At 44.0% G+C, this 24,231-nt stretch carries 30 protein-coding genes, 2 pseudogenes and 1 riboswitch; of the genes and pseudogenes, 13 read left to right on the top strand and 19 right to left on the bottom strand.

Annotated features, from left to right (window positions below):
* Positions 1–46: 46 nt before the first annotated feature.
* Positions 47–655: an HD domain-containing protein gene (locus tag G4O42_RS10125; RefSeq protein WP_032873311.1), complete on the bottom strand. Its 609-nt coding sequence runs from the start codon at positions 653–655 to the stop codon at positions 47–49.
* Between the two features lie 11 nt (positions 656–666).
* Entirely contained in the window at positions 667–1,149 is a 483-nt protein-coding gene (locus tag G4O42_RS10130) for a glutathione peroxidase (protein ID WP_032873309.1), read from the bottom strand.
* Between the two features lie 283 nt (positions 1,150–1,432).
* On the opposite strand from G4O42_RS10130, the gene metA reads away from it, so the two are divergent.
* The 4 genes and pseudogenes from metA (at position 1,433) to cspD (ending at position 4,127) form a co-directional block, all read left to right on the top strand.
* Positions 1,433–2,338, top strand: coding sequence for a homoserine O-acetyltransferase MetA (gene metA, locus G4O42_RS10135; protein WP_003153608.1), 906 nt, complete (start codon positions 1,433–1,435; stop codon positions 2,336–2,338).
* A 224-nt stretch (positions 2,339–2,562) separates the two neighbouring features.
* The gene (locus G4O42_RS10140) at positions 2,563–3,705 is read left to right on the top strand and encodes a diglucosyl diacylglycerol synthase (protein ID WP_032873307.1); all 1,143 of its coding nucleotides are present in this window, start codon (positions 2,563–2,565) and stop codon (positions 3,703–3,705) included.
* 94 nt (positions 3,706–3,799) lie between these two features.
* Positions 3,800–3,911: pseudogene (locus G4O42_RS10145) on the top strand (hypothetical protein); the annotation flags it as partial.
* Positions 3,912–3,926: 15 nt separating this feature from the next.
* Entirely contained in the window at positions 3,927–4,127 is a 201-nt protein-coding gene (cspD, locus tag G4O42_RS10150; RefSeq protein WP_003230776.1) for a cold-shock protein CspD, read from the top strand.
* A 53-nt stretch (positions 4,128–4,180) separates the two neighbouring features.
* Here the strand turns inward: cspD and G4O42_RS10155 are convergent, their stop codons facing one another.
* The gene (locus tag G4O42_RS10155) at positions 4,181–4,363 is read right to left on the bottom strand and encodes a hypothetical protein (RefSeq protein ID WP_032873305.1); all 183 of its coding nucleotides are present in this window, start codon (positions 4,361–4,363) and stop codon (positions 4,181–4,183) included.
* Positions 4,364–4,524: 161 nt separating this feature from the next.
* Between G4O42_RS10155 and G4O42_RS10160 the strand changes: the two genes are divergently transcribed.
* Complete coding sequence (locus G4O42_RS10160; protein ID WP_032873303.1) at positions 4,525–4,782, top strand: DUF2564 family protein; 258 nt, start codon at positions 4,525–4,527, stop codon at positions 4,780–4,782.
* Between the two features lie 29 nt (positions 4,783–4,811).
* On the opposite strand, the gene G4O42_RS10165 is transcribed toward G4O42_RS10160, so the two are convergent.
* Entirely contained in the window at positions 4,812–4,994 is a 183-nt protein-coding gene (locus tag G4O42_RS10165; protein WP_003153581.1) for a zinc-finger domain-containing protein, read from the bottom strand.
* A gap of 2 nt (positions 4,995–4,996) precedes the next feature.
* Positions 4,997–5,668 carry a ribonuclease H family protein gene (locus G4O42_RS10170; RefSeq protein WP_014418166.1) on the bottom strand — a complete coding sequence of 224 codons (672 nt, stop codon included), beginning with the start codon at positions 5,666–5,668 and terminating at the stop codon, positions 4,997–4,999.
* A gap of 81 nt (positions 5,669–5,749) precedes the next feature.
* Between G4O42_RS10170 and G4O42_RS10175 the strand changes: the two genes are divergently transcribed.
* The 3 genes from G4O42_RS10175 to sspL are packed head-to-tail and all read left to right on the top strand — an operon-like array spanning position 5,750 to position 7,009.
* Positions 5,750–6,430, top strand: a complete 681-nt coding sequence (locus G4O42_RS10175; protein WP_012117815.1) for a queuosine precursor transporter — start codon at positions 5,750–5,752, stop codon at positions 6,428–6,430.
* A gap of 6 nt (positions 6,431–6,436) precedes the next feature.
* On the top strand, positions 6,437–6,829 hold the full coding sequence (locus tag G4O42_RS10180; RefSeq protein WP_032873511.1) for a reverse transcriptase-like protein: 393 nt from the start codon (positions 6,437–6,439) through the stop codon (positions 6,827–6,829).
* 51 nt (positions 6,830–6,880) lie between these two features.
* Complete coding sequence (gene sspL, locus G4O42_RS10185; protein WP_003153575.1) at positions 6,881–7,009, top strand: small, acid-soluble spore protein L; 129 nt, start codon at positions 6,881–6,883, stop codon at positions 7,007–7,009.
* Positions 7,010–7,014: 5 nt separating this feature from the next.
* Here sspL and G4O42_RS10190 read toward each other — a convergent pair whose 3' ends face one another.
* The 7 genes from G4O42_RS10190 to G4O42_RS10220 all read right to left on the bottom strand — a co-directional run bounded on the left by G4O42_RS10190 (position 7,015) and on the right by G4O42_RS10220 (position 14,079).
* Positions 7,015–7,902, bottom strand: a complete 888-nt coding sequence (locus tag G4O42_RS10190) for a 5'-3' exonuclease (RefSeq protein ID WP_014418167.1) — start codon at positions 7,900–7,902, stop codon at positions 7,015–7,017.
* Between the two features lie 94 nt (positions 7,903–7,996).
* Entirely contained in the window at positions 7,997–8,140 is a 144-nt protein-coding gene (locus tag G4O42_RS10195; RefSeq protein WP_003153570.1) for a hypothetical protein, read from the bottom strand.
* Between the two features lie 76 nt (positions 8,141–8,216).
* Positions 8,217–8,474: a YpbS family protein gene (locus G4O42_RS10200; protein ID WP_032873301.1), complete on the bottom strand. Its 258-nt coding sequence runs from the start codon at positions 8,472–8,474 to the stop codon at positions 8,217–8,219.
* 69 nt (positions 8,475–8,543) lie between these two features.
* A complete protein-coding gene (gene dynA / locus G4O42_RS10205; RefSeq protein WP_032873299.1) occupies positions 8,544–12,122 on the bottom strand; it encodes a dynamin GTPase in 3,579 nt (1,192 codons plus the stop codon).
* Positions 12,123–12,304: 182 nt separating this feature from the next.
* Positions 12,305–12,400, bottom strand: a complete 96-nt coding sequence (gene fbpC / locus G4O42_RS10210; RefSeq protein ID WP_025284905.1) for a Fur-regulated basic protein FbpC — start codon at positions 12,398–12,400, stop codon at positions 12,305–12,307.
* 72 nt (positions 12,401–12,472) lie between these two features.
* Positions 12,473–12,979: an isoprenylcysteine carboxyl methyltransferase family protein gene (locus G4O42_RS10215; RefSeq protein WP_032873297.1), complete on the bottom strand. Its 507-nt coding sequence runs from the start codon at positions 12,977–12,979 to the stop codon at positions 12,473–12,475.
* On the bottom strand, positions 12,979–14,079 hold the full coding sequence (locus G4O42_RS10220; protein WP_032873295.1) for a type III polyketide synthase: 1,101 nt from the start codon (positions 14,077–14,079) through the stop codon (positions 12,979–12,981). Before G4O42_RS10220 ends, G4O42_RS10215 begins: the two co-directional genes overlap by 1 nt.
* A gap of 165 nt (positions 14,080–14,244) precedes the next feature.
* Here G4O42_RS10220 and G4O42_RS10225 point away from each other — a divergent pair, with 165 nt between their 5' ends.
* On the top strand, positions 14,245–14,853 hold the full coding sequence (locus G4O42_RS10225) for a GNAT family N-acetyltransferase (protein ID WP_032873292.1): 609 nt from the start codon (positions 14,245–14,247) through the stop codon (positions 14,851–14,853).
* A 28-nt stretch (positions 14,854–14,881) separates the two neighbouring features.
* Here the strand turns inward: G4O42_RS10225 and G4O42_RS10230 are convergent, their stop codons facing one another.
* Complete coding sequence (locus G4O42_RS10230) at positions 14,882–15,190, bottom strand: MGMT family protein (RefSeq protein WP_007612133.1); 309 nt, start codon at positions 15,188–15,190, stop codon at positions 14,882–14,884.
* A 221-nt stretch (positions 15,191–15,411) separates the two neighbouring features.
* Here G4O42_RS10230 and G4O42_RS10235 point away from each other — a divergent pair, with 221 nt between their 5' ends.
* Positions 15,412–15,675, top strand: coding sequence for a hypothetical protein (locus tag G4O42_RS10235; protein ID WP_032866282.1), 264 nt, complete (start codon positions 15,412–15,414; stop codon positions 15,673–15,675).
* 390 nt (positions 15,676–16,065) lie between these two features.
* A pseudogene (locus G4O42_RS19985) lies at positions 16,066–16,209 on the top strand (DUF421 domain-containing protein); the annotation flags it as partial.
* 249 nt (positions 16,210–16,458) lie between these two features.
* Here G4O42_RS19985 and G4O42_RS10240 read toward each other — a convergent pair.
* The gene (locus tag G4O42_RS10240) at positions 16,459–17,025 is read right to left on the bottom strand and encodes a cysteine hydrolase family protein (RefSeq protein WP_007612138.1); all 567 of its coding nucleotides are present in this window, start codon (positions 17,023–17,025) and stop codon (positions 16,459–16,461) included.
* Positions 17,026–17,342: 317 nt separating this feature from the next.
* Here G4O42_RS10240 and G4O42_RS10245 point away from each other — a divergent pair, with 317 nt between their 5' ends.
* A complete protein-coding gene (locus G4O42_RS10245) occupies positions 17,343–17,618 on the top strand; it encodes a hypothetical protein (protein ID WP_032873289.1) in 276 nt (91 codons plus the stop codon).
* 245 nt (positions 17,619–17,863) lie between these two features.
* On the opposite strand, the gene pbuX is transcribed toward G4O42_RS10245, so the two are convergent.
* The 5 genes from pbuX to G4O42_RS10270 all read right to left on the bottom strand — a co-directional run bounded on the left by pbuX (position 17,864) and on the right by G4O42_RS10270 (position 23,911).
* A complete protein-coding gene (gene pbuX / locus G4O42_RS10250) occupies positions 17,864–19,168 on the bottom strand; it encodes a xanthine permease PbuX (protein WP_032873286.1) in 1,305 nt (434 codons plus the stop codon).
* Complete coding sequence (gene xpt, locus G4O42_RS10255; protein WP_032873285.1) at positions 19,165–19,749, bottom strand: xanthine phosphoribosyltransferase; 585 nt, start codon at positions 19,747–19,749, stop codon at positions 19,165–19,167. The genes pbuX and xpt overlap by 4 nt, the downstream gene beginning before the upstream one ends.
* 101 nt (positions 19,750–19,850) lie before the next feature.
* Positions 19,851–19,950: riboswitch (purine riboswitch) on the bottom strand.
* Positions 19,951–20,082: 132 nt separating this feature from the next.
* On the bottom strand, positions 20,083–21,585 hold the full coding sequence (locus tag G4O42_RS10260; protein ID WP_032873282.1) for a carboxypeptidase M32: 1,503 nt from the start codon (positions 21,583–21,585) through the stop codon (positions 20,083–20,085).
* A 111-nt stretch (positions 21,586–21,696) separates the two neighbouring features.
* Positions 21,697–23,616, bottom strand: a complete 1,920-nt coding sequence (locus G4O42_RS10265) for an ATP-dependent DNA helicase (protein WP_032873281.1) — start codon at positions 23,614–23,616, stop codon at positions 21,697–21,699.
* 103 nt (positions 23,617–23,719) lie between these two features.
* Positions 23,720–23,911, bottom strand: coding sequence for a hypothetical protein (locus tag G4O42_RS10270; RefSeq protein WP_003153550.1), 192 nt, complete (start codon positions 23,909–23,911; stop codon positions 23,720–23,722).
* Positions 23,912–24,077: 166 nt separating this feature from the next.
* On the opposite strand from G4O42_RS10270, the gene G4O42_RS10275 reads away from it, so the two are divergent.
* Positions 24,078–24,230, top strand: coding sequence for a YpzG family protein (locus tag G4O42_RS10275; RefSeq protein WP_003153548.1), 153 nt, complete (start codon positions 24,078–24,080; stop codon positions 24,228–24,230).
* The last annotated feature ends 1 nt before the right edge of the window (position 24,231 follow it).

Raw genomic sequence — 24,231 nt, forward strand, 5'->3', positions numbered from 1 at the left:
TGACACTTATTCTAACATAGTCGGCACAAGCGTTCTATTGCGCCGCTTAGCTTTTGCAAATGCCGGCCTCTTTTTGGATACGGGCGGCGAACTGCAAAAGAAATTGATGCCGCTCCTCTGCTAAACCGGCCCCCGCTTTTGTATTCATTAAGCCTTTAAGCTTGATTAATTTATCCTCTATATGGGCCAGCACACTTGTTTGAGTTCCGTACATCGGTTGACCCTTCGCGCCGGCAAACATAAAAGCCCTGCCGATGCCCGCTGCGCCGATCGCATCAAGCATGTCTGCATCCTGAACAACTTTCCCCTCCAATGAAAGCGGCCGCTTTTTCAGCAGTTCCCTGTGTCTGAATGACATTCTCGTGATAATATCCGCGATCTCCTGAATGGAGCCAGCCGCGATGTTGAAAGCAGCCAGCCGTTCTGTCACTTCGCCTGCCGTCAGCCTTTCGCTTTTTTCGAGCTTGGCGTCAATCAGATCATGAACCAGCGCGGCCGTCTCAGTGATAAATAAGTCGGCGCCTTCTTCTTTTGCCATATAAACAGAAAGTGTTGCGACCCGGGAAATATGAAGCCAGTCATGGCCCGTCCGTTCATTAATAAGCTTTTCTCTGACCCAATTCCTGACGCTTTCCAGCTGCTCTTTTTCGTTCACCGTATCACCTCTTATTGGGCCAAAAGCCTCTGCACCGTATCTTCAAGCTCTTTTGGGTTGACGTTCGGTGAAAAACGCCCGGTGACTTCACCGTTTCGGTCCACGATAAACTTAGTGAAATTCCATTTGACCGCTTTTGTGCCGAGCATCCCCTTTGCCTGTTCCGTCAGATATGTGAAGAGAGGATGAGCGTCTGCTCCATTGACATCGACTTTTGCAAACATCGGGAATGTGACTCCGTAGTTTTTCACACAGAACTCTTGAATTTCCGCTTCGTTTCCAGGTTCTTGGTTCATGAATTGGTTGCAGGGAAATCCCAATATTTCAAGACCTTCCTCCCGATATGTATCATAGAGCTCCTGAAGCTGCTTGAGCTGGGATGTGAACCCGCATTTGCTTGCTGTATTCACAATGATCATCACCTTGCCTCTGTAAGTCGATAGCATCATGTCTTCGCCTGTTATGGTCCGTACGTTTATATCGTAAATTGTCATCTGCGGCCCTCCTATTTACATTCTTCATTTATTTTACCTGTTTTACACTGCAAAACAAACGGAAACCGCTTTTTCCTTCCACTTAACGGAAAACGTTTTTTTCGAGGAACCAAACGGCTCTTTACCCGTCATAATAAAGAGCCGCTCCGAATTTATGCCCATTTGCCGCTTTTATCCCTGTCATTATGCGTTAAATGCGGTTTATTACGCCGGGATGGATTGAAAAATGGCTTAAAAATTTCTATAATGAAGAAAATTAACGGGGAATAACGGAGGTGGCATGTTGCCTATTAATATACCAAATCACCTGCCCGCTAAGCAGGTGCTTGAAAGTGAACACATCTTTGTAATGGATGAAAGCCGGGCTTTTCATCAGGATATCCGGCCGCAGAAGATCGTGATTTTAAATCTGATGCCGAAAAAAATCCAAACGGAAACCCAGCTCCTCAGGATGCTTGGGAATTCACCTTTACAAGTTCACTTTACGTTCTTAATTCCGAGCACACATACTCCAAAAAATACGGCAAGGCAGCATCTGGATGAATTTTATACGGATTTTTCCAGCATCCGCCACAAACGGTTTGACGGAATGATTATTACCGGAGCTCCGATTGAGCACCTGCCGTTTGAAGATGTTTCTTACTGGGAAGAATTGAAGGAAATCATGGAATGGAGCAAAACGAATGTCACTTCAACCCTCCATATCTGCTGGGGCGCTCAAGCCGGTTTATACTATCATTACGGCATTGAGAAAGTGGAGCTGCCGAAAAAAATCTTCGGTGTGTTTGAGCATACCGTTCTTAAAAAACATGAGAGATTGGTAAGAGGATTTGACGAGCTATACTATGTGCCCCACTCACGGCATACAGATATTAATACGGAGCAGCTGCAATCGGCTTCGGATCTGGATGTGCTCAGCGTTTCAGAGGAAGCGGGGGTCTGTTTAATCGTTTCAAAAGACGAAAAACAGATTTTCTTAACGGGTCATCCGGAATATGATACCGATACGCTACTTCAGGAGTATGAGAGAGACATAGAGAGAAATCTTTCAAACGTAGAAGCTCCTAAGCACTATTTTGCACCCGGCGGGAAAGAACCTGTTAACCGCTGGAAAGCTCATGCAACGTTATTGTTTATGAATTGGCTGAATTATTACGTATATCAGGAAACCCCGTATGAATGGGATTAATTTTTGTTTTGAGTGATACGGTGACAAAAATATGATAAAATACTCTTGATTCAGTATGCGTATAACAAAACTTTAAAATAATGGAACATATCAATTAAATTTAGTTTAAATATGTTGCCGCGCTTATTATAAAATGATGCACTTGTGTTATGTTTATCTATAGACAATAACTCCTTACGATGCATGAAGCTTGCTTGTTGTTGATTACATTGAGGTGAATTTACTTGAATACCAATAAAAAAGTATTAATTTTGACTGCAAATTACGGAAACGGGCATGTTCAAGTGGCCAAAACGCTCTACGAACAGTGTCTGCGTCTCGGCTTAGATGTGACGGTTTCCAATTTGTATCAAGAGTCAAATCCGATTGTTTCAGAGGTTACTCAATACCTTTATTTAAAAAGCTTCTCAATCGGGAAACAGTTTTATCGTTTGTTTTATTACGGAGTTGACAAAATCTATAATAAACGCAAATTCAATATTTATTTTAAAATGGGAAATAAACGTTTAGGCCAGCTCGTCGAAGAGCATAAGCCGGACATTATTATCAATACATTTCCGATGATTGTCGTACCGGAATACAGACGGAGAACCGGAAAAGTGATCCCGACGTTCAACGTTATGACCGATTTCTGCCTTCACAAAATCTGGGTTCATGAAAATGTTGATAAATATTATGTCGCCACAGATTACGTGAAGGAAAAACTGATTGAAATCGGCACTCACCCGAACAACGTAAAGATCACGGGCATTCCCATCAGGCCTCAATTCGAGGAATCGATGCCGAAAGAGCCGATTTATAAAAAATACAATCTCTCTCCCGACAAAAAAGTTCTTCTTATTATGGCGGGAGCGCATGGTGTGCTGAAAAACGTAAAAGAACTGTGCGAAAATCTCGTTCATGACGATCAGGTGCAGGTTGTGGTGGTATGCGGCAAAAACAGCTCGCTGAAAGAATCCCTCAGCAGCTTGGAAGGTGACAATGCCGACCGGCTGAAAGTGCTGGGCTATGTAGAAAGAATTGACGAGCTGTTCCGTATTACGGACTGCATGATCACGAAACCGGGCGGCATCACACTGACGGAAGCGACGGCGATCGGAGTACCCGTTATTTTGTACAAACCGGTTCCCGGACAGGAAAAGGAAAACGCCATTTTCTTTGAAGATCGCGGTGCGGCTGTCGTGGTCAACCGCCACGAAGAAATTTTAGAGTCTGTCACCTCCCTTCTCGCGGATGAGGAGAAGCTGAACCGGATGAAGGACAATATTAAAAGCCTTCACCTCCCTAACTCCTCTGAAGTCATTTTGCAGGACATTATAAAAGAATCTGAACTGATGGCCGAAAAGGCGGATATGGCATTATCGTAAGAGAAAAGCACACGGACGATTCGTGTGCTTTTTGTTTTTTTCCGGATAAGCTTTGTCACTGGAAAAATAAAGATGAAAAATAGAGAGCGGCCGCTTGACGCCCGCTCCCATATGGTGTATAGTTGAACCATCATTTAACAACGTAAACATACGTACGGTTGAATGATGACAAAATTTTTTTTAGCACGAAGGTGCTACAGTACTAGGAGGAATTAAGCAATATGCAAAACGGTAAAGTAAAATGGTTCAATAACGAAAAAGGATTCGGCTTCATCGAAGTTGAAGGCGGAGACGACGTATTTGTTCACTTCACTGCTATCGAAGGAGACGGATACAAATCATTAGAAGAAGGACAAGAAGTTTCTTTTGAAATTGTCGAAGGTAATCGTGGACCTCAAGCTTCTAATGTTGTAAAACTCTAAACTCAATACATGTTGATCAGATGACACAAATAGAGGAGAGGCGTATGCCTCTCCTATTTGATTGCCGTCTGAATCTCAATTGCGACAAGATTCTGCTTGCAGCGCTGCTCGATTTCTTCAATTTGTTTCTCCATTGACGGCATTCCTTTTTTCGCCATTTCCGCTAAATTTCCCAAATCACCGTATATTTCTTTAAATGTCTGCTGAAGGATTGTTTTTAAATCATTATCATTCACGGCTGGTTTTTCCCTTCTCTCCCAAGATACCCTGAATAATAGTAATTAAGCCCTAATTAATCAGGTTCAATAGTTATATCGGCTCATTTTATATATTTTTTCTATTTTCCGTACATATTTCTAAAAAAAAATCTCCAAACTATTTGCGGAGGTGTTTTTTAATGGACTCTGAATTTTTTCCAAACGGACTGACGGATAAACGCCAGCTTGAATTAGCGGTAGAAACGGCCCAGAAAACAACGGGAGCGGCTACCCGGGGCCAAAATTCAACTTTGGCGGAATCTGCTTACCAGGCGATTCAGGATGCCAGAACGATGTCACAATCCAGTGAACTGCAAGCTCTCGACCAGGATTTTCTGCAAAAGCAGCGAATGCTTCTCGACGATTGCCAGCATCAGCTCGATGAATTCGAAAAATAAAACCGCAGAAACTACTGCGGTTTTATTTTTTATTGATTTGTCAGCACCTTGCCGTAGGCTTTCAGCTTCTCCCCCACCGTACATTGGTTGATGCAGAAAGAATGAGCGTGCGTTTTTCCAAACTCTTTGCGAAAATGCTTTTTTACGAAACAGTCTTTGCAATATTCATCCTGAAGCTCAGTCAATTCTTTATAAATGCTTTTTTTATCCAATATCAGTCATCTCCGTTACCTTCTAATGTTATGCGGCTTTCAATCTGCCGGTCCGAGAGAATTTTTCTGGCAAGGTCATCCGCTTCTTGATTTTCCTTTCGGTTTACGGCTTCATATGTCGGTGTCAGCTTTAAGGATTCGAGCAGCGCTTCAATTTTATCCAGCCATTCGTTTTGCGTTTCATCATAGCACGGCCAGCTGCCGTCAAGCTGATGCAAAACGACGAGGGAATCCCCTCTTATCGTGATTGAATTTCTGCTTGCGCCAAGTTCCTGCACTTCCTTAAGGGCTTCGTACAAAGCGGCATATTCCGCCTCATTGTTCGTCTGAAGCGTTAAGCTTTTGTTTTTCCGTATGCGGTGCCGCTTGCCGCCGAGAGAATAATACACGACAATTCCCAGTCCGGCGCGTCCGCTTGTTTTGTCAAAGCCGCCGTCGAAATACACTGTAATGTCGTCAGGTTCGTGCGCAAGCTCTTCAGTAAGCTTTTCTAATTCTTTAAGCGTCCAGCTCGCGCCTTTTTCATCCTCAAAATAAATGTCTTTTATATAAGGAAAGCGGCTGACTTCTCTTGCAAGCATGCGCGCTTTCGGAACGGTCAGCCAATCTTCGGAAAAAAACGCGACAGGGCCTGTTCCTTTTGCTTCTATTTCGATATACGGCTTAAGATTCATTGAAATCACCTTACCATTCATTAGTTGACGGGCGTGTGCTATAATCAAACCATTCTCAAATTGAAAGGAAGTCAGCAGGTTTTGTTTAACGATGTGTTATGGATCTTATTTGCGGTCATTCATTTTATCATTGTTCTTCTGTTTTATAAAGGATTTGGCAAAACGGGCCTATTCGTATGGATCGGTTTCGCCACGGTGTGCGCCAACTTGCAGGTTGTCAAAACAGTCGAGCTGTTCGGGCTTACGGCGACACTGGGAAATATCATGTACGGCACCGTTTTCTTCGCAACGGATGTGCTGAATGAAAAATACGGTCCCAGAGAAGCGCGCAAAGCCGTCTGGCTCGGGTTTTCCACTCTGCTCGCTTTGACATGCGCCATGCAGGGGGCTCTTTTATATAAACCGGCTGCTTCAGATATCGCACAGCCGGCCCTTGAGACGATTTTCGGTTTTCTGCCGCGTGTTGCGCTCGGAAGCCTCTTGGCTTTTATTTTCAGCCAAACGATAGATGTTTATGTATATTCAGCCATTCGGAGAATCTTTCCTTCAGACAGGCTTCTCTGGCTCAGAAACAGCGGAAGCACGGCGCTCAGCCAGCTGCTGGATACATTTATCTTCACTGCCGTGGCCTTTATCGGCGTTTATTCCGCGGGCGTATGGTTCAGCATCTTCATTTCAACTTACCTGATTAAATTTGCGGTATCACTCATTTCTGTCCCTTATGCGTATGCGGCAAAACGAATGACACCGAATGGAGAGTGACGGATGATGCCCGCTGAAATTTATGTAGACGGTGCAAGCGCCGGAAACCCGGGCCCGTCCGGTATCGGTATTTTTATTAAACATGACGGGAAAACAGAATCTTTCTCAATTCCGATCGGCGACCATTCAAATCAGGAAGCTGAATTTCTCGCTTTAATTGAAGGAATGAAGCTGTGTGCCGCCCGCGGATTTGAGTCCGTGTCATTCCGGACGGATTCGGATATCGTGGAGCGGGCCGCAGATCTTGAAGCGGTTAAAAACAAGGCTTTCCAGCCGTTTGTGGACGAAATCATCCAGTTAAAGGCCGGATTTCCATTGTTTTTCATTAAGTGGATTCCCGGCAGACAAAACCAAACAGCCGATCAGCTCGCAAAAAAAGCGATTCGGCTGAATAAATAACCGGAATGAAATTGCGTCTCACTGTTCATCCTACAAATGAGGTGAACAGCTATGAGAAAAGAAAATAAAGGCCGGCTGACCGGGGGCGTGAATCCTCAGGGAAATATGGAAGGAAATGCGCACAAAGACCCGAAATCAGCCCTTGAAAACAACGCAAAAAAAAGCAATACAAAACGCTAGAGGGATCAGCTGATCTCTCTGGCGTTCAGCTTTTCGAGCATCCTTTCAATTCCTTTTATCTGATGGCGTCTGAGCATTAATGCCGCCTCTTCCATCTTCAATGAAAAAAGCGCTTCTTCAAGCGTACAGACTAACGGTACCTCGCAATGTATTTCAGCAAGCTGCCTTGACAGCTCCAATTCTTTCAAGCTTTGCTGAATTTTCGTTTGCTGGCCCTTCGGCAAGAGAGCGAGGCTTTCTAATAAGCGGTCTATGTTTTGATATTCACGTATCAGCTTGTACGCCGTTTTTTCCCCGATTCCTTTAACGCCGGGATAGTTATCGCTCGTGTCTCCCATCAGCGCCTTAATGTCAATCAGCGCTTTTGGCGGAACTCCCGTTTCTTCTCTGAATATCTCATCTGTATATACCTTATAATTGCCGATACCCTTTTGCAGCAGCGCTACTTGAACTTGATGATTCAGCAATTGAAGCAGATCTTTATCACCCGTTACAATCGTAATTTCCGCTTCCCCGGAAAATAGGGCAGAAAGCGTACCGATACAGTCATCCGCCTCATAGCCTTTTATGCCGATGTTTAAAAAACCGAGCTCTCGCGCTGCTTCTTTCGCCAGATCAAATTGCGGAATCAGCTCTAGCGGCGGTTCACTTCTGTTGGCTTTATAATCTTGAAACAAATCATTGCGGTACGTTTTGCTTCCCATATCCCAGCAGCAGACGACATGTGTGGGCTGAAACGTATCAACCGCTGTAATAAGATGCTTTAAAAAACCGTTGACTCCGTTTGTGGGAATTCCGTTTTCATTTATCATAAAATTGCGATGAACGGCCGTCGCGAAAAATGAGCGGAACAAAAGCGCCATACCGTCAACGAGCAGTAATTTATTATTCATATATCGATACTCCTTTTTATTCAATGTTCCTATTTTACCAAAGAAGGCGGTAAAAAAACAGCATCCCCCCATTTGGAAGATGCTGCCGTCACGTTTACTCACCGTGTCTTTTATTGCTTGCCATCAGCTTTTCAGCTTCACGGCCGGCATAAGAATCAAATTTCTGTCCGAAGCCGTTTTTCTTTTTGGCATTGTTATTCTGCTGAGCATTTCTGTTTCCCAGTTTTGTTCTGCCCATGGTCATATCCCCCTTTAGAGAAGATACGGATAGTATGTACAGCAAGCGCTGATGACACACGCGGCAGGTTCATCCATTACTGTCTGCTGACGAATTCTTTCACCATCTCTTCACTTACGAATCGTCTTTGCGGCACGATGCCCTTTTTCGCCAGCTGGTTCATTTTTGCCGTGATGCCATTGATGGCATCTGTCGTGAACGGTTGATTCTGTCTGCATTTTACAATGGCTTCGTCAATGGCCTGTTCACGCTCATAATCAAGCTGTACAAATGTTTTGACATGCTGATGCTGTTTTGCGGAATGTGCTGAAATTGCTTTATGGACTTCTGACATAAAAGGTTTCATCTCGCTTTTTTTTCATTTTAGTCTACCACGACTGTTATCTGCCCGCCAACCGGATTTTTAAATTTTCAGCATTTCATCTTTCTTTTTCCATGCTTTTTCGGCTTCGTAAAGGTGTTCAATTTCCCTTGCACTCGTATTTTCCGCAAGACCTTGTAAATAAGTGTCCCGCTGCTCGCGGATCTGGGACAGGCTTTTATCCGCCATGTCTTCTTGCAGACGGCGCACCTGCTCAGCATATCGCTCTGAAAGGCTTTCTTTCTCCTGTTCAAGCCACTTTTCTGTCACTTTTTGCAGGCTAAGCCTGAGCCCTTCCACAAACGCTGCTTTTCCGTTCTCTTCAAAAAACTGCTTCGGTGATTTAACTTCCTTTACGTGATGTGAGAATGCCGAGACGTCAATGACCGGAGCGACCTCTTTCAGCTGAACGGCAAATTCGTTTTCACCGCTGACATAAATGGAGAAATCTCCGTCTTCCATAAGCTTCTTCTGACAGTTTTCCATCCATTCCTCAGCCATATGGCGCTCAATAAAACCGGTCATCCGGATATCGAGCGTTTTCAGCTCTTGAATATATTCAAAACGGAATTCCTTGAGCGCTTCATTCAGCGCCGCTGATATATTTTGTTTCCAATCGCCGTTTTGAAGGCCCGGATGGAAGGCGGTTTTCAGCATATCATTCGCATAAAACGTCAGGCGATGTTTAATGTGATAGAGCTGTTCTTCCGTATCTTTCATCACTTTTCGAATGATGACCTCAGACGTACGGCGCTTTGAAATGTCAGCGAGAGCTTTTTCATAGGAAGACTCCAGACGCTGTTTCTTTTTCTCTTTTTCTTCTGCCGACTGGTGAAGAGATTCGTGAAGCTGTTCCACCATATCGCACAGCTTGTCCGCCTCTGTTTTCAGCTGGGCGCAGCTGGCCTTCATTACATCTTCCTCAATAAAGTGCTCAAGCCCGGTTCTTACATCAGAGAACCTGTTATAAAAAGCTTCTTTTTTACCCGCAAGCTCTTCTTTACTTGAGACATGATATAATTTCGGCCGGTTAATTCCCTCTTTTGAGAGTTCCGAGCGGACATAGTCTTTGACGGTTTCCAGCTCGCTTTCGGTTTTGGCCAGATCGGCGGCGTTAATGACAAAAAACATTTTATCCATGCCGAATGATTCTTTGACGAGGCCGAGTTTCTTCAGAAAAGACCTGTCTCCTTTTGAAAAAGAATGCTGATAGTACGTCATATAAAAGAACGCGTCAGCATCTTTTATATATTGAAAGGCAAGTTCCGTATGGCGCTTGTTTATACTGCTTGCTCCCGGCGTATCAACAATGGTGATGCCTTTTTGCGTGAGAGGCGAATCATAATACACGGTGACTTCTTTTACGCAGCAGGCCGTTTTTTCTTCGGCTGCGTACGGTTTTAAATCTTCAACCGGCACCGTCAGTGTCAGCCTTTGACGGATCTGTTCTTCGTACGTATCAAACGCCTGCAGCATCGTCTGAATCACCGGGATAAGTTCATCCGGAACTTTTCCCTTTTTAATGGCATAATTCCATCTCTCTTTCAGTGAACGCCCTTTTACATCAGCATCTTTCAGCTCAGTCAGCTGAAGCATTTCAGCGTCCAGCTCCTCCTCCGTTTTAAAAACGATCTCCGCAGATTTATGCGGTTTGCCGTCTTGCGGTTTCGTTATTTTGTTGATCGTAGCCGTTGTGGGCGTCGGTGATGACGGAAGCACGTATTCACCGACAAGCGCATTTGCAAATGATGATTTACCGGAACTGAATCCGCCGAATAACGCCAAGGTAAACTGGCGGTTTTCAAGCCGCTCAATCCTACTCCGAAAGGCTTCTGCCTGTTTTCCTAATATGCTCGAGGATTCAAGAATCCCGGCAAGCTCATAGAACCGATCAGTCTGCTCTTTTATAGGAAGTTCCTTCATCGCATTTTTTTCGGGCTTGCTTACTTCATGCTGTACAGCCTCTTTTGGTTTCTTTTGGACGGGCGCTTTTGCAAGGCGTTTTTTTCGCGTATACCAGTCGCCGCTTCCCGTATCACAGGTCAATTCTTCTTCCCACAAAGCGCGGACTCGGGCTGCTTTTTCCAAGGCATTGCGTTCTTCTTTTACCGATTGCGCGAGCTCATCCCTTATTTTCTTTTCTTTTTCGAGCCGGTTTTTCAAGTTCTCAATGAGCGGTCCGTTTTTTGTCTGAACATAAGCGGTCAGCTCCTCAATGAGTTCCGCTGTCTGTCTTTTGGCTTCCCTTCTGATCATTTCAGCGAGGTCTTTCGTATAAGTTAATACGTATTCAGATGAAAAGGCCGCTCCCTGCTTAAGGGCCTGAGCGGTGATATCATCAGAAAGCGGTGTGCGGTACGCCTGGATTTTCCTGATCAGTTCGTCCGAATCCGCTTCATACCGCTTGGCCGCTTTCGTAAATGTGTCGATAATATGCCAATCCGCTTCCCCTTCCGTTCTTTTTTTAATATCGGCAAAAAATTCAGCATGCCTTCTTTCTTTCTCCTGAGCCGTTTTCGCTTTTGAAAAGAATAATCCGGTTTTAAATGAGGGCTGCTGTGATTCAATATAAGCAGATGCAAGCTCCCTCATCTCAAAGGGTGTCAGATTAGCGTTTTGCAATATGTTCTGCACGTCTTTTCTGATGTCTTTCTCTGCTGTTTCAGCCTGTTGAACGGCTTTTTTAAGCTCACCTTCAACAGAACGGACAAGTGCTTCTTGTTTGTCAAACTGCTCTCCGCTGCCGTTTTTATCATCTTTTACGAGCATCTCTGTATGCTCTTTGACTAAGTGTGCAACTTTTCTCTCCGTTAAAGACCATAAATTTGTTTTTGCCTGCTGTTTCAGCTTCTGCAGATGTTTTTTCAGCTGTTCCATGCCGTTTAAAGGATGGTCAGGCTCAGTGACAGACGTAAAGAAAAGCGATTCTTTCGGTATTCCCGCGCCTTCAAGCATATCTTCCACCTGCCTGCGGTACTCTTCAAACTTCGTTTCAGTTTCATCATGTCTGTCAATTTGGTTGACGATCAGAAATAAATTTGGAATACGGTCTTTGATGGAGCTGAGAAACAGCATATTTTCTTCTGAATGAACGTGATTATAATGAACGACGTAAAATAAAGCGTCAGCCTGATGGAGAACCGAAGCCGCCGATAAAAAATGCGCTTCGTCCGTCGAATCAATTCCCGGTGTGTCGATGTAGGCCGCATGAGGCTCTGACTCCTTAAAGCCGGCATAGACTTCCACCGTTTCAATTTGCTCACCGTCTTTACAGAATTGCTGCACTTGTTCTTTATCGTAACTTCCTTTAATTTCTGCATAAGCCCCGTCCGTCGTATGAAGCACGACTTTATCTTCACCGTGCCGGATGACAACGAGGTTGGCGCTTGTAGGAATCGGGCTTGTCGGCAGTATGTCTTCACCGAGCAATGTGTTTAATAAAGAGGACTTTCCGGCCGAATAATGCCCGGTAAACGCGATATAAACCTCTTCATCAGCCGCTTTTTTCATAATGGCCGCGAGCTGATCGGCCCGTTTTTTATCCTGATGATCCAAAAATTGTGCGTATAAGGCACCCGTTCTGCTGAAAATCTCCCTGTTATGGCGTTCTTCTTCTGTCATGTGTCTTTACCCCTTTGTGTCTGTCGCATCAAATGACGTTTTCATTTTTAGAAAGCTCTGAAAAAAACCTCTCCCCCATTTTACACAAGAATGGCTCACTTTTCTTCAGGAAACGCAAAAAAGCCGCCGATATCGGCAGCTGATAAAGAAAAAACACCCGCGGCAGGAAAAACCGCAGATGTTTAAGAAGACATTGATTTATTCGAAACTTTTTTCAATACGAAACCAATTAAAACACTGTATGTACAAACGGCTGCAAATAAAAATAACATTGTCATTTTCGGCACCACCTTGAATGAGAATCATTTTCATATTTACATCTTATCATGAGTGAGAATGATTTTCAATCTCTATTTTGCGGTGTTTTCTTCTAACGCTTTCTCTTCGGCGCGAATCCTCACAGTGAGCATGCAGGCATTGAGAATCGAAAAGAGAAACAGTGTCCAATACGCTCCGTATAACAGCGGCAGAAAAATAAATTCTAAGATGACGACCGCGTAGTTCGGGTGCTTCATCCACCTGTACGGCCCCTTTCTGACAAGCTCCGCATCCGGCACGACAAGGATTTTCGTATTCCAATACCGCCCTAATGATAATAGCGCCCAATACCTGATCCCCTGTACAAATAAAATAATACATATAATGGCGGCCCACCTTGGAGAAGGCGTTTTTTGAAACGCCACCACCTCAGCTGTAAGAGAGACAAAAAAGAGCACGTGCATCAGGACGAGAAAGGGATAATGTCCTTCTCCGTATTCGACTGCGCCTTGCTTTTTCACCTTTTGCTCATTGCGCCGGGCCACAATCATCTCCGCAATCCGCTGGGCCGCAAGCAGCATGATAAACAGCCAAAACATTAAGAAGCCCCCTTTTCCCAGCTGAACAGCAAAAGCTCAGACGAAAATCCCGGCCCGAGAGCGCCGATCAGCCCTTTTTCGTTTTCTTTCTGCCGCCCGTGAAGCAACTGTTCTCTTATCACATGAAAAATAGTTGCGGAAGACATGTTCCCGTGTTTTTGCAGCACCTTCCGAGATGCCGCAAGCTGACCGGTGTCCATTGAAAGACTCGTTAAATAGGCGTCAATGACCTTTTTCCCGCCGGGATGGGCAAGAAAGGTTTTAATGTCGTGAGGACTGACGCCATATTCAAATAAAAATTCATCAACATTGTCCTTCAGCCACTGTGAAACCAGGGTGGGAATATCTCTTGAAAAAATGACTTGAAAACCGCTGTCGGTGAATTCCCAGCCCATCACATCTTCCGCATCCGGCATCATCACCGATTGAGTGGCGAATATCCGCGGAAGAAGCGGCTGTTTGACTTCGTTTCGGTTCGCCTTTTCTCCTCCGATTAGTACTGCGGCAATTCCGTCCGCAAACAGGGAAGTTCCGATTAAGTTGCTTTTTGACTTGTCGTTCGGCTGAAACGTTAAACTGCAGAGTTCAGCCGCGATAACAAGCACGTATGCTTCAGGATACGCGCGGCAGTATTCGTACGCCCTGGACAGGCCGGCCGCTCCGCCCGCGCATCCTAAACCCCAGATCGGTATCCGTTTTGTTTTCGCAGAAAACGGAAGCTGATTCATCACTTTCGCTTCAATGCTGGGTGTCGAAAGCCCGGTGCTGGAAATAAAAAAGATCGCATCCACTTTTTCATATGGAAAGGGATTTGTTAAACAATCCGGGTTTGTTAAACAATCAAGTGCCGCATCCGCACTATGCTTGACGGTTTCTTCCGTATACAGCCGGTTTTTCTCTGAAAAACCCCGTGCCGTTTTATACCATTCAATCGGCCGGACAAACTGCCTTGATTCAATTTCGCCGTTTTGAAAGGCTTTTAACAGCCGGTCAATATCCTTAAATGAATCGGCAAACATCCCTCTCGCAAAATCTGCCGCCGTTTCTTGCGAGACATGATATTCCGGAATGCTGGTTCCGACCGATAACACATATGCCATGCCCATCACCTCTTCACATAAAGGTTTCCGCTTTTTTCCTGAATGTATGCATAAGTTTGAATCGAGGATTTCACTGACATGCCATTTTAATTTAAAATTGGCCCTTTTGAGTGATAAACCGTTCGACTATACTTGACCCATTCATAAAAAAAGGTTGTGATAAGCATGCTGAAACCCGTCATTCTTAAAGGGTCACTCGTTCAGTTAGAGCCGATGACGATTGATCACACTCAGGCACTTTGTGAAGCTGCTTCAGGAAATAGGACGACTTACGCTTACACCCATGTTCCTGACGGAATCGAAGAAACAAAGCGTTATATTGAGCGCGCGCTTTCCGATTATGAAAAAAGACTTGCATTGCCTTTTGCAGTACGGAGTCTTGAAACAGACCGAATCGTCGGAAGCACGAGGTTTATGGATGTGGAAGTGTTTACGCGGCCGACAGATGCAGCTCCGGAAGTGTGTGAGATCGGCAGCACATGGTATGCCTCTGCCGTGCAGCGGACCGGTGTCAATACGGAATGTAAACTTCTGATGCTGACCCATGCGTTTGACGTGTGGCAAGCTGTCAGGGTGACACTGAAAACCGATGTTCGCAATCAGCGCTCACGGACTGCGATTTTGCGGATCGGTGCCCAATTTGAAGGAATCCGCCGCGCGCATATTCCGGCTGTCGACGGCGGCCTCAGAGATACTGCCTACTACTCCATCCTTCGGGAGGAATGGCCTTATATCCGGCAAAACCTTTCTGGCCGGCTCGCAGCATATAACTGAAAAACCTGCCGATATACGGCAGGTTTTTTTACATATTCGGATCATGGACGTATAAATTGAGATCGATCCGTCCGTCTGACGTGACCGCTACCCCCTCAGCTTCAAGAGACAGCTTCTGTACAGAAAACATCTCTTCGTCTCTCAATCCGATTTCGCCCTTTGCATTGATGACCCTGTGCCAAGGAAGACGATGCTTTTTACTCATGGAGTGAAGAATCCTCACAACCTGCCTCGCTCCCCGCGGACTTCCCGCAAGATCGGCAATTTGACCATACGTCATCACTTTTCCTTCAGGAATCTGTTTGATAATAGCTACCGCCCGTTCTGTAAATGTCATGCAACTCCTCATTTCGCAAGAGTAGATGATTTTTGAGAAAATCAGCCACTTCCTGATTTTATTTTTATAGATGATAATTGCTTCATCATCATACTTATTTCATCTCTGCGTTTAAATAGATTATCTGTTTGTTCACAAAAAATTAACAAAGATAAGCATGTACTTATTTAACATAATATGTAATAATACAATTGTATTAAAAAAGAAAAGGAGTGTTTACAATGAAAATGAAAAAAGCTTTAGCCGGATCAGCCCTATCACTCGCTTTACTCTGTTCTGCCGCCCCTGCTTTTGCCGCAGGTCCTGCTGATACACCTTCTGCAGAAAGTAAAACGAAGGAAGTATCTGCTTTGGCGACGTTCATACTTAATGGTTCCGGCCCTGATTATCCTACTTCAATTTACCGGAATGGAATCACCTATTATTTAGACAACATCACCTTCCATGGTGCTGATGGCACTTGGACAGCCGTCTACAAAAGCTGATTTTTCATGACGCGGAATGTTTGTTCTAAGTAACAACTAAAAATAATCCGTATGTTACCGTGCCGATAAGAGAATAAATGATTGCTAACATGTTACTTTTTTCAACCAGACATTATTTTTCTCAATTCTATATTAAAGAAGTGTCAAAATTAAAAACTATTGACATGTTCTGTATTAAAGAAACTAAGGGTTAAGAACTTGTGCAGCAGATCATTTTGTTCCATGTTTGTTTTCCAGAAAAGAAGTTCCAAATATCTATTTTGACGGTGTCAATAATTGTTTTATCATGGAACGGAATCTGGTATGGGAATTTTGAGCGCTGGTACGAATATGAAGGGGGCTCTGTCCCCTTTTTTTAGTTTCACTGACCTTAATAATTGATCCGATATATATGCCACTTTAGAAGCTAATGGACAATTAGGTTACGAATTAAAAGATGACTGTAAGCCTTTAACCATCAAAGATCTTAAAAATGTGATCGATCCAAAATGTCTTAACAAAGAGCCTCAGCACAAGCCAAAAAATCTTGAATAATTCGCTGATTAGTAAAGCCTTTTGTTATTCAAAACCGATGCCGAATCAGACCGTTAACCGCCGATCATTTTTTACCGAAACCGGTTTACAAGAAACAAAAAAAGCATCTGAAGCAGATGCCTTTTTCAATCGATATTGCGACGATGAAAAGAGTCGGTAATCCCCGTATTTTCCGACGAGGTCCTTGTATGCGCCTGAATATGCTTTTCAGCCGCCTATATCCACCGCCGCCCTTAGCCATAATGTTAGTCAGTTTGTTTTTATAAAATCATTGATTAATTGATCAGTCGTTAATATTGTGGCAAATTCATCATGCAATGTTGCCAGAGATATATTGTGAATAGTCTCTGCATCATAATATGTATCATTTTGGTCTCTCATTCCGAAGGCTGCTGTTGCATCTGAAATCAGGTATGTATCAAATCCTAAATTACCGCTCATCCTTGTGGTTGTTGAAACACAGTGCGGCGTAGTCAAGCCAGTGATTACGACAGTTGTTATATCATTTGCTTTTAAAAGCTCTTCTAGATTAGTCCCAATAAAGCTGCTGTTTACTTTTTTGGTTATAATGACTTCTTTATCCATAGGTTTAACGATTTCCTTTATAGCAACCCCCTCATTTTTCGGATAAAATAAAGAACCAGGTTTATCAGAAGTATGTTGTATGTATATGACTGTCCATCCTTTTTCTCTCCATAATTTCAGTATTTTGCTGATATTTTCTTCCGCCTTTACGTTATTTCGTTCTCCCCACTTTTTATCATCAAAGGCTTTTTGTACATCCACAATGATTAAAGCTTTTTTCTTTTCTGCCATCAGATAACCTCCTATATTGAAAATTCGTATTTATAACATTTTAAATAAAGTTTTTACTTTTGTACAATTGATTAAGTTACTATCACATCTTCCCCGTTGGAAAAGCATTGAAATATCTAAAGTTCACCAGAGGCCAGCAATATTCAACTCTTTTTCTCTATATACTTATCAATATCCTGACATAAGCCGCAACAGTGAATGAAAGGATCGCTCCTAACTAAATTCACGCTCACAAAACATTAACAAAAAAACCCTTGGTTATTTTTGTATTGCATGTAATAATACAATTGTACCAAAAAAACAAAGGAGTGTTAAAAATGAAATTAAAAAAAGTTTTAACTGGTTTTGCCTTGTCTCTCGCTTTACTCGTTTCCGCTGCCCCTGCTTTTGCATCTAGCCCTAGTAATACAAATATCGACTCAACTCAAACAAAAATTTCGACACAAGCGACCAAAGATTCTTTTACAATGGATTACCTTCATAGATGGGATATTCCAAATACAACTGTTAAGAATGGTGTTACATATTACCTTAAGAAAGTAGAGATAATCGAAGGGTTCTATCGCGCAACTTTTGAAGGATGGATTAATTAAAAGAAGGGGCTTTCCCTTCTTTTACTCTCTTTTGTAAGAATTCGTGCACAAGATACTCGTTCACGTACATATAGTCCGGGACGGTTTTTCCGCGAAATAAGGCGGATGCCGCATCACTCAATTTAGTTTCTTTTCAAACAATGAAACTAATAAAAAAAGAGGATGCCTCACAAAAAGTTCAGCAAACTTTCGGAAGCATCCTCGATCTGGATAAAATAAGATGTTATTTTAAAGAAAACAGATAACTAACCCTCTTGAACCCTTGTCACATCAAGGGTTTTTTTCGTTTTAGGAATCATATTATAAATAATATTCAAAAGGACGGCGGTAAAGCTTCCGGCGACGATTCCGTTTGTGGTCAGCAGATTTAAGTAAGACGGCAGGTGCTTAAACATATCGGGAACGACGGTTACACCGAGTCCCAATCCGACCGAACATGCGACGATCAGAAGGTTTTCCTGCTTTTTAAAGTCAATTTGACTGAGCATTTTAATGCCGTAGGAAATGACCATGCCGAACATGGCCACCATCGCGCCTCCCAGTACCGAAGACGGGATGATGGTCGTGAAGGCTGCGATTTTCGGAAAAAGGCCGAAGAGCATTAAAAGTGCGCCCGTGACACCGATGACCGCGTTTTTCTTAATTCCTGTCAGCTGCACGAGGCCGACGTTTTGGGAATAGGCCGTATACGGAAAAGCATTGAAAATGCCGCTGATGAATACCGCCAGGCCCTCCGCACGGTAGCCTTTTGCTAAATCACGTTCAGACAGGCGCCGGTTTGTCAGGTCACCGAGAGCGAAATAGACGCCGGTTGACTCAACAAGGCTGACAATGGCAACGATGGACATCGTAATAATCGGTGCCGCATGAAATGTCGGCGTCCCGAAGTAAAACGGTTTAATCATTTGAATGGCATCAGCATTCGCCACATTGTCAAATTGCACTTTTCCCATAAAATACGCGATGGCCGTCCCGATGACAATGCCGATTAAAATCGAAATGGATTTCAAAAATCCTTTTGTAAACCGATAAAGCAGCACGATGATGACGAGCACCGTAAATCCGAGGGCAAGGTTAGCCGGATCACCGAAATCCTCGCTGCCTTCCCCGCCGGCAATATGATTCATCGCGACCGGCATCAAGGTCATCCCGATAATCGTCACGACAGATCCGGTTACGACAGGCGGGAAAAAGGATACGAGCTTACCAAAGAAAAACGACAGCAGAATGACAAGCAGACCCGATGCCAAAATGCTTCCGTAAATGGCTGAAATCCCGTATTCCTTACCGATCGAAATAATCGGCGCTACCGCGGTGAACGTACAGCCGAGCACAACGGGCAAGCCGATGCCGAAATATTTATTCCTCCATACTTGAAGCAGCGTAGCCGCCCCGCACATAAAAATGTCAATTGATACGAGATATGTCAGCTGTTCTGCGTTCAGTCCCAATGCCGCTCCTACAATTAAAGGAACGACGACGGCGCCGGCATACATGGCAAGCACGTGCTGGATACCGAGGGAAAGTGTTTTGGCATAGCCGTTTTTCATGAACGGACCTCCTGTACAAATGTCACTTTTCCGTCTTCAAGCGATTGAATTCTCGCCAGCGATTCAACCCGGCATCCTTTTTTCACCAGCTCATCTCTTCCCGGCTGAAATGACTTTTCAATGACGATTCCGATCCCGCAAACCGCTGCGCCTGCTTGTTTTACGATGGATAAAAGTCCTTCTGCCGCCTGTCCGTTCGCTAAAAAGTCGTCAATGATTAACACGCGGTCATCTTTCGACAGATGATTTCCGGAGACGGCAATCTGACTTTCTGTTTTTTTCGTAAATGAATAGACGGACGCCGTCAGCAGATCATCCGTTAATGTGAGAGACTTCCTTTTTCTCGCAAAGATGACGGGAACGCCGAGTTCAAGGCCGGCCATCACCGCAGGGGCAATGCCCGAAGATTCAATTGTGACGATTTTGGTTATCTCGTCTTTTTCAAAACGGCACGCAAATTCCCGGCCGATCTGCTGCATAAGAACCGGATCAATTTGATGGTTTAAAAAAGAATCCACTTTCAGCACTTGATCAGAAAGAACGATTCCGTCTTCTGCTATTTTTCGTTTTAATGCTTCCACAATGATTACCCCCGCTTATAAAAAAATAAAAAAAGCATTGCTCGCTCTCAATAAAAAGAGCAAGCAATGCCGAATGATCTACACGTAACGGCCGAATAAAAGCCGTCCCATTGCTCACTCATAGTCGGACATTTACGGTGACCGGTAGAAACTTGCGTGCCATATCCACGCGATTATATGAGTGTTCGTATGATATTAATCAAATTATAACAAGATACACTTCTTTTGCATAGTGAAATTTGAATATTTCCGAACTTTTACAAAGAATCGGTTTCGATTATTCGTGTTTTTAGAATTTTTAGAAAAACACCCGGTGTATGCCGGGCGTTTCGTTTATAAATATAAATTTGAATATTTGCCGACGAGATACTCAATGAGATATTGAACGTTCAGCTCTTCTCCCGTTGCATCTTTTATGATGTCAAGCGGCATTTTGCGTCTTCCGTGCTGATGAACCTTTTCTGTCAGCCATTGTTTAATCGGCTCAAAATCGCCCCGTTCTATTAATTGATCAAATTCAGGCAGATCGTCAAGCATGGTATGCTTCAGCTGTGCCGCATACATATATCCGAGCGCATAGGAAGGGAAATAGCCGAAATCGCCGCCCGCCCAATGTACGTCCTGCAAAATGCCTTTTGCGTCAGATGGCGGCGTAATGCCTAAATAATCATGATATTTTTGATTCCACAATGCAGGCAGTTCTTCCACTGTCACTTCATTGCTGAAAATCGCTTTTTCAATTTCATAACGGATAATAATGTGAAGCGGATACGTCAGCTCATCGGCTTCAATTCGGATAAAGGTCGGTTTCGCCTCGTTGACAGCGCGTACAAAATCTTCTCTTTTCACATCTTGAAATTGATCAGGCGAAGCCTCAACCATTTTTTCATAATAGGCGGTCCAGAAATGTTGATTTCTGGCGATAAAGTTTTCATAAAATAACGATTGGGATTCATGAATTCCCATGGATGCACCGTCAGATAAGTTCGTTCCGCTCAGCGCTTCGTCAATATTCTGCTCGTAGATCGCATGCCCGCATTCATGAATCGTTCCGAAAATCGCCGTGCGGAAATCGTTTTCGTCATATCTGGTCGTCACCCGTACATCGCCCCGGTTGATTGTCGTCGCAAACGGATGCACCGTCTCGTCCAGGCGGCCGCCGTCAAAATCATACCCGAACTCTTTTAAGAAATACAAGGAGAGGTCTCTTTGTTGTTCTTTCGGAAACGTTTTTGTGATAAAGGCTGTGTCCGGTTTATTGCCGGATGCCGTCACTTTTTTGATAAGCGGAATGATCGCTTCCTTCAATTCAGAAAACAGCTGATCCAGCACCTTTACCGTAACACCCGGTTCGAAAATATCGAGCAATGCATTGTATGGATGATCTTCATAGCCCCAATACGAAATAAACCGCTTATTAAAATCAATCAGCTTCTCAAGGTACGGAGCAAACATAGAAAAATCAGAGTCAGCCTTTGCATCCTCCCAAGCCGTTTCAGCTTTCGATGTTAAAATGACATATTCTTTATACTCATCTTCAGGAATTTTTTTATTATGATCATAATCTTTTTTCGCAAGTTCCGCCGCTTTCACTGTATCTTCAGAGAGCTCTTCTGCATGCGCGAGAAGGATGTCGATCAGCTCTTTCATCCGGTCGGATGTCTGGATTTGAAAAACGTCAGCCGACAGCTGTCCGATGCTTTCCGCCCGGTCATCAGAGCCTTTTTTCGGGGCTCCCGTTCTTAAGTCCCAGTGCATAAGTGCAATGGCTTCGACATAGTGGGATACTCTTTTTAACAGATTAAAAAACTCTTTTTCATATGTATGTAAATCCATATCCATTCCCCTCCCTTTTCACTATCAATTACAGGCTAATGGAATGCCGTGATAAAGTCAACTTCCCGGATTTAAAAAAGCCGCAGGATAAGAATCCTGCAGCTTTTGTTTTTATACGATTTTCGGTGTAACAGGCAAGATCGTTTTGACTTCGTCCAATACCCGTTCACTTTCTCCGCCCGCATAAATGGATATAGTTCCGCTGTCCTGATTAGAACGGATGAGGCGGCCGATTCCCTGCCGGACTCTCAAGAGCATGTACGGCAGATCAACTTCCTCAAACGGATCTTTTTTCGATCCGTTCCGCTTTGCGGTAAACACGGGATCATGAGGCGGATACGGCAATGCCCAAATGGTCACATTCCGGAGCGAGTCACCGGGAATGTCAAGACCTTCCCATAAGTGGACGGAACAAAGCACGGATTCTTCATCCCGCTGGAATTTTTCGACCAGACTGCTGATCTCTTCGTCACCTTCGTAGTATATCGGATACGGCAGCTCCCACGCGGCAGCCTGTTCTTTAAATTCCTTCATGTCTTCAAAGGAAGGGAAAAGAACGAGGGTGCGTCCTTCATTCTTCTTAATGGTTTCAATCGTTTCGGCTGTTTTCTGCTCAGACGTCATATCACCGTGAAGCGCAACAGACATTTGCTCCTCGTAATCGTACGGAGATTCAACGGTAAATGATAAAGGATCACGGATTCCAAGGCTGTCAGCGATATAATCAAATGAACCGCCCTCAGAAAGAGTGGCCGATGAGAAAATATAAGGAATCTTTTTAGAAAAGACCTTTTCTCCCAAAACTTCGGCTACAGTTCTCGGCATAACGACAAACGTTGAGTCTGTATCCCGCGTTTCAAGCCAGCTGATGGCATCCTTTTGATACAGCGACAGCGAATATGCCATTTGTTCGACGTATTCTTCTACGACTGACAGCTCGTACTTATCAATCGTATACATTTCCGATTCAAATACGAGCGCCTCACCGATTTTATCGAGCAGACGGCACAGTTCGTCAGCCGCACGCTTAACACGCTGGTCGTTTTGGATGTCCAATCGGTAAGAGCCGGCGATTTCCTTCGATTCCTCTGACAGCACATAGAAAAACTCATCGTTTGCGGCAAGGGCATCTTCAATCAGTTCGGCGAATTCCTCTCTGATGTCATTTTGAAGCAGACGCTCTAAAAACAGCTCAAGCGTCGACTGCTTCACGCGATAGGTTAACGCTTTTTGCGCGGCGAATTCCAGCAGATGTCCTTCATCAAACACGACGGCGCTGTGATCCGGCAGAAGCGGCAGCTGTCCTTCCCTTTTACGTGATTCTTCCGTCCATACATGCTCCATGTAGAAATCATGGGAGCAAACAATCAGATCCGTTGATTTTCTGTAATGATCTCTTGAAAGTGTTAAACCGCATCTATGTCTCATATCACAAGTTAAACAATCTTGGAAGGAATCATAGCTGACGCCTGCCCACTCTTCATTCGTCAAATCAGCGTACTGTTTGCGGTCGCCGTACGGATAAAAGCGCTGCATCGCTTGTGATTCGTGTACGAATGAAGGCAGCGACTCATAAAGATCCAGCCACTTTTCATCATCAGAACGCTGCATTGTTTTCTCAAGCTTTTTCAGACACAGATACTGCTCATGGGATTTGGACAGCCGTGTATCAATCTGCAGATCCAAATGTTCTGTCAGCTTGGAAATGTCGCCTTCTTTTTTGACAAGCTGTTCAATTAACGTTTCATCGGCGCATGCGATAATGGCCGGTTTACCCGTATATCTGGCATAGCTGATGGCAAACAGCAGATACACCAGCGTTTTCCCCGTACCGACTCCTGCCTCAGCGAACATGACCTTTTTCTCTTTAAATGCCCGTTCAAGCTGAAACGCCATAAATACCTGCTCATCCCGAAGGTCAAAGCCTTTCTCGGGAAGGATATCGTAAAACACGTCACCAATCCAATTGTTCAATTCTTCGTAAAAATTCTTTTCTTTTGTTAAAGCAAAAGGCAAACGTGATGTTGTCACCCAACTCCAACCCCTAACTATTCGGCATTCAGACCATCTATAATATCATTTAACCCTTTTCAATACAACAAAAAAACTTGGCCTCGCCAAGTTTTTGTCATGATCATTTCCGGTTAATGATATGTGTACATAGGAACGGATGGTCTGTTGAATGTGTATGTTTTACCGCATTTTCAAGTTCTTCCTGTGCGTGTGTCATGGCGGAAGGACCGAACTCCGCTCCGGCTTCCTCCAGCCGGAAAGCAGTTGCGTCTAACGCCTTTTGTATTTTACTGAAGTGCTCGCTGTTCAGCATAAAATAAGATCACCTCTCAAATAGAAATAATCATCATTCTATGCCGATGTTTCACTTTCTATACATGCCATTCTGAATGATCCTCACCTGACCTGCACAAACTACAACAGATATTCGATCGAATATCCATCTTCACAAATTTATTCTACCCGGGAGTGATGGTTACATGAGTTATAAAGATCGATTAGATCAGCATTCTGAATTGTTTCATCACAATTGGACGCGGCCGAAACGCTCTAAATCACAAGTGAACGGCCACACCGAAATGTCCCAGACCAACATTATTTTACGGAGCAACGCAAAAGCGCACCGCTGGTAAT

Origin of the sequence: Bacillus sp. LUNF1, assembly GCF_011008975.1 — a bacterium.
GTDB lineage: Bacteria > Bacillota > Bacilli > Bacillales > Bacillaceae > Bacillus > Bacillus velezensis.

Excerpts from the sequence above, each read along its gene's own strand:
- G4O42_RS10130 (WP_032873309.1), bottom strand. The coding sequence starts at position 1,149 with ATGACAATTTACGATATAAACGTACGGACCATAACAGGCGAAGACATG.
- cspD (WP_003230776.1), top strand. The coding sequence starts at position 3,927 with ATGCAAAACGGTAAAGTAAAATGGTTCAATAACGAAAAAGGATTCGGC.
- G4O42_RS10160 (WP_032873303.1), top strand. The coding sequence starts at position 4,525 with ATGGACTCTGAATTTTTTCCAAACGGACTGACGGATAAACGCCAGCTT.
- G4O42_RS10170 (WP_014418166.1), bottom strand. The coding sequence starts at position 5,668 with ATGAATCTTAAGCCGTATATCGAAATAGAAGCAAAAGGAACAGGCCCT.
- G4O42_RS10180 (WP_032873511.1), top strand. The coding sequence starts at position 6,437 with ATGCCCGCTGAAATTTATGTAGACGGTGCAAGCGCCGGAAACCCGGGC.
- sspL (WP_003153575.1), top strand. The coding sequence starts at position 6,881 with ATGAGAAAAGAAAATAAAGGCCGGCTGACCGGGGGCGTGAATCCTCAG.
- G4O42_RS10190 (WP_014418167.1), bottom strand. The coding sequence starts at position 7,902 with ATGAATAATAAATTACTGCTCGTTGACGGTATGGCGCTTTTGTTCCGC.
- G4O42_RS10195 (WP_003153570.1), bottom strand. The coding sequence starts at position 8,140 with ATGGGCAGAACAAAACTGGGAAACAGAAATGCTCAGCAGAATAACAAT.
- G4O42_RS10200 (WP_032873301.1), bottom strand. The coding sequence starts at position 8,474 with ATGTCAGAAGTCCATAAAGCAATTTCAGCACATTCCGCAAAACAGCAT.
- dynA (WP_032873299.1), bottom strand. The coding sequence starts at position 12,122 with ATGACAGAAGAAGAACGCCATAACAGGGAGATTTTCAGCAGAACGGGT.
- fbpC (WP_025284905.1), bottom strand. The coding sequence starts at position 12,400 with ATGACAATGTTATTTTTATTTGCAGCCGTTTGTACATACAGTGTTTTA.
- G4O42_RS10215 (WP_032873297.1), bottom strand. The coding sequence starts at position 12,979 with ATGTTTTGGCTGTTTATCATGCTGCTTGCGGCCCAGCGGATTGCGGAG.
- G4O42_RS10220 (WP_032873295.1), bottom strand. The coding sequence starts at position 14,079 with ATGGCATATGTGTTATCGGTCGGAACCAGCATTCCGGAATATCATGTC.
- G4O42_RS10225 (WP_032873292.1), top strand. The coding sequence starts at position 14,245 with ATGCTGAAACCCGTCATTCTTAAAGGGTCACTCGTTCAGTTAGAGCCG.
- G4O42_RS10230 (WP_007612133.1), bottom strand. The coding sequence starts at position 15,190 with ATGACATTTACAGAACGGGCGGTAGCTATTATCAAACAGATTCCTGAA.
- G4O42_RS10235 (WP_032866282.1), top strand. The coding sequence starts at position 15,412 with ATGAAAATGAAAAAAGCTTTAGCCGGATCAGCCCTATCACTCGCTTTA.
- G4O42_RS10240 (WP_007612138.1), bottom strand. The coding sequence starts at position 17,025 with ATGGCAGAAAAGAAAAAAGCTTTAATCATTGTGGATGTACAAAAAGCC.
- G4O42_RS10245 (WP_032873289.1), top strand. The coding sequence starts at position 17,343 with ATGAAATTAAAAAAAGTTTTAACTGGTTTTGCCTTGTCTCTCGCTTTA.
- pbuX (WP_032873286.1), bottom strand. The coding sequence starts at position 19,168 with ATGAAAAACGGCTATGCCAAAACACTTTCCCTCGGTATCCAGCACGTG.
- G4O42_RS10260 (WP_032873282.1), bottom strand. The coding sequence starts at position 21,585 with ATGGATTTACATACATATGAAAAAGAGTTTTTTAATCTGTTAAAAAGA.
- G4O42_RS10270 (WP_003153550.1), bottom strand. The coding sequence starts at position 23,911 with ATGCTGAACAGCGAGCACTTCAGTAAAATACAAAAGGCGTTAGACGCA.
- G4O42_RS10275 (WP_003153548.1), top strand. The coding sequence starts at position 24,078 with ATGAGTTATAAAGATCGATTAGATCAGCATTCTGAATTGTTTCATCAC.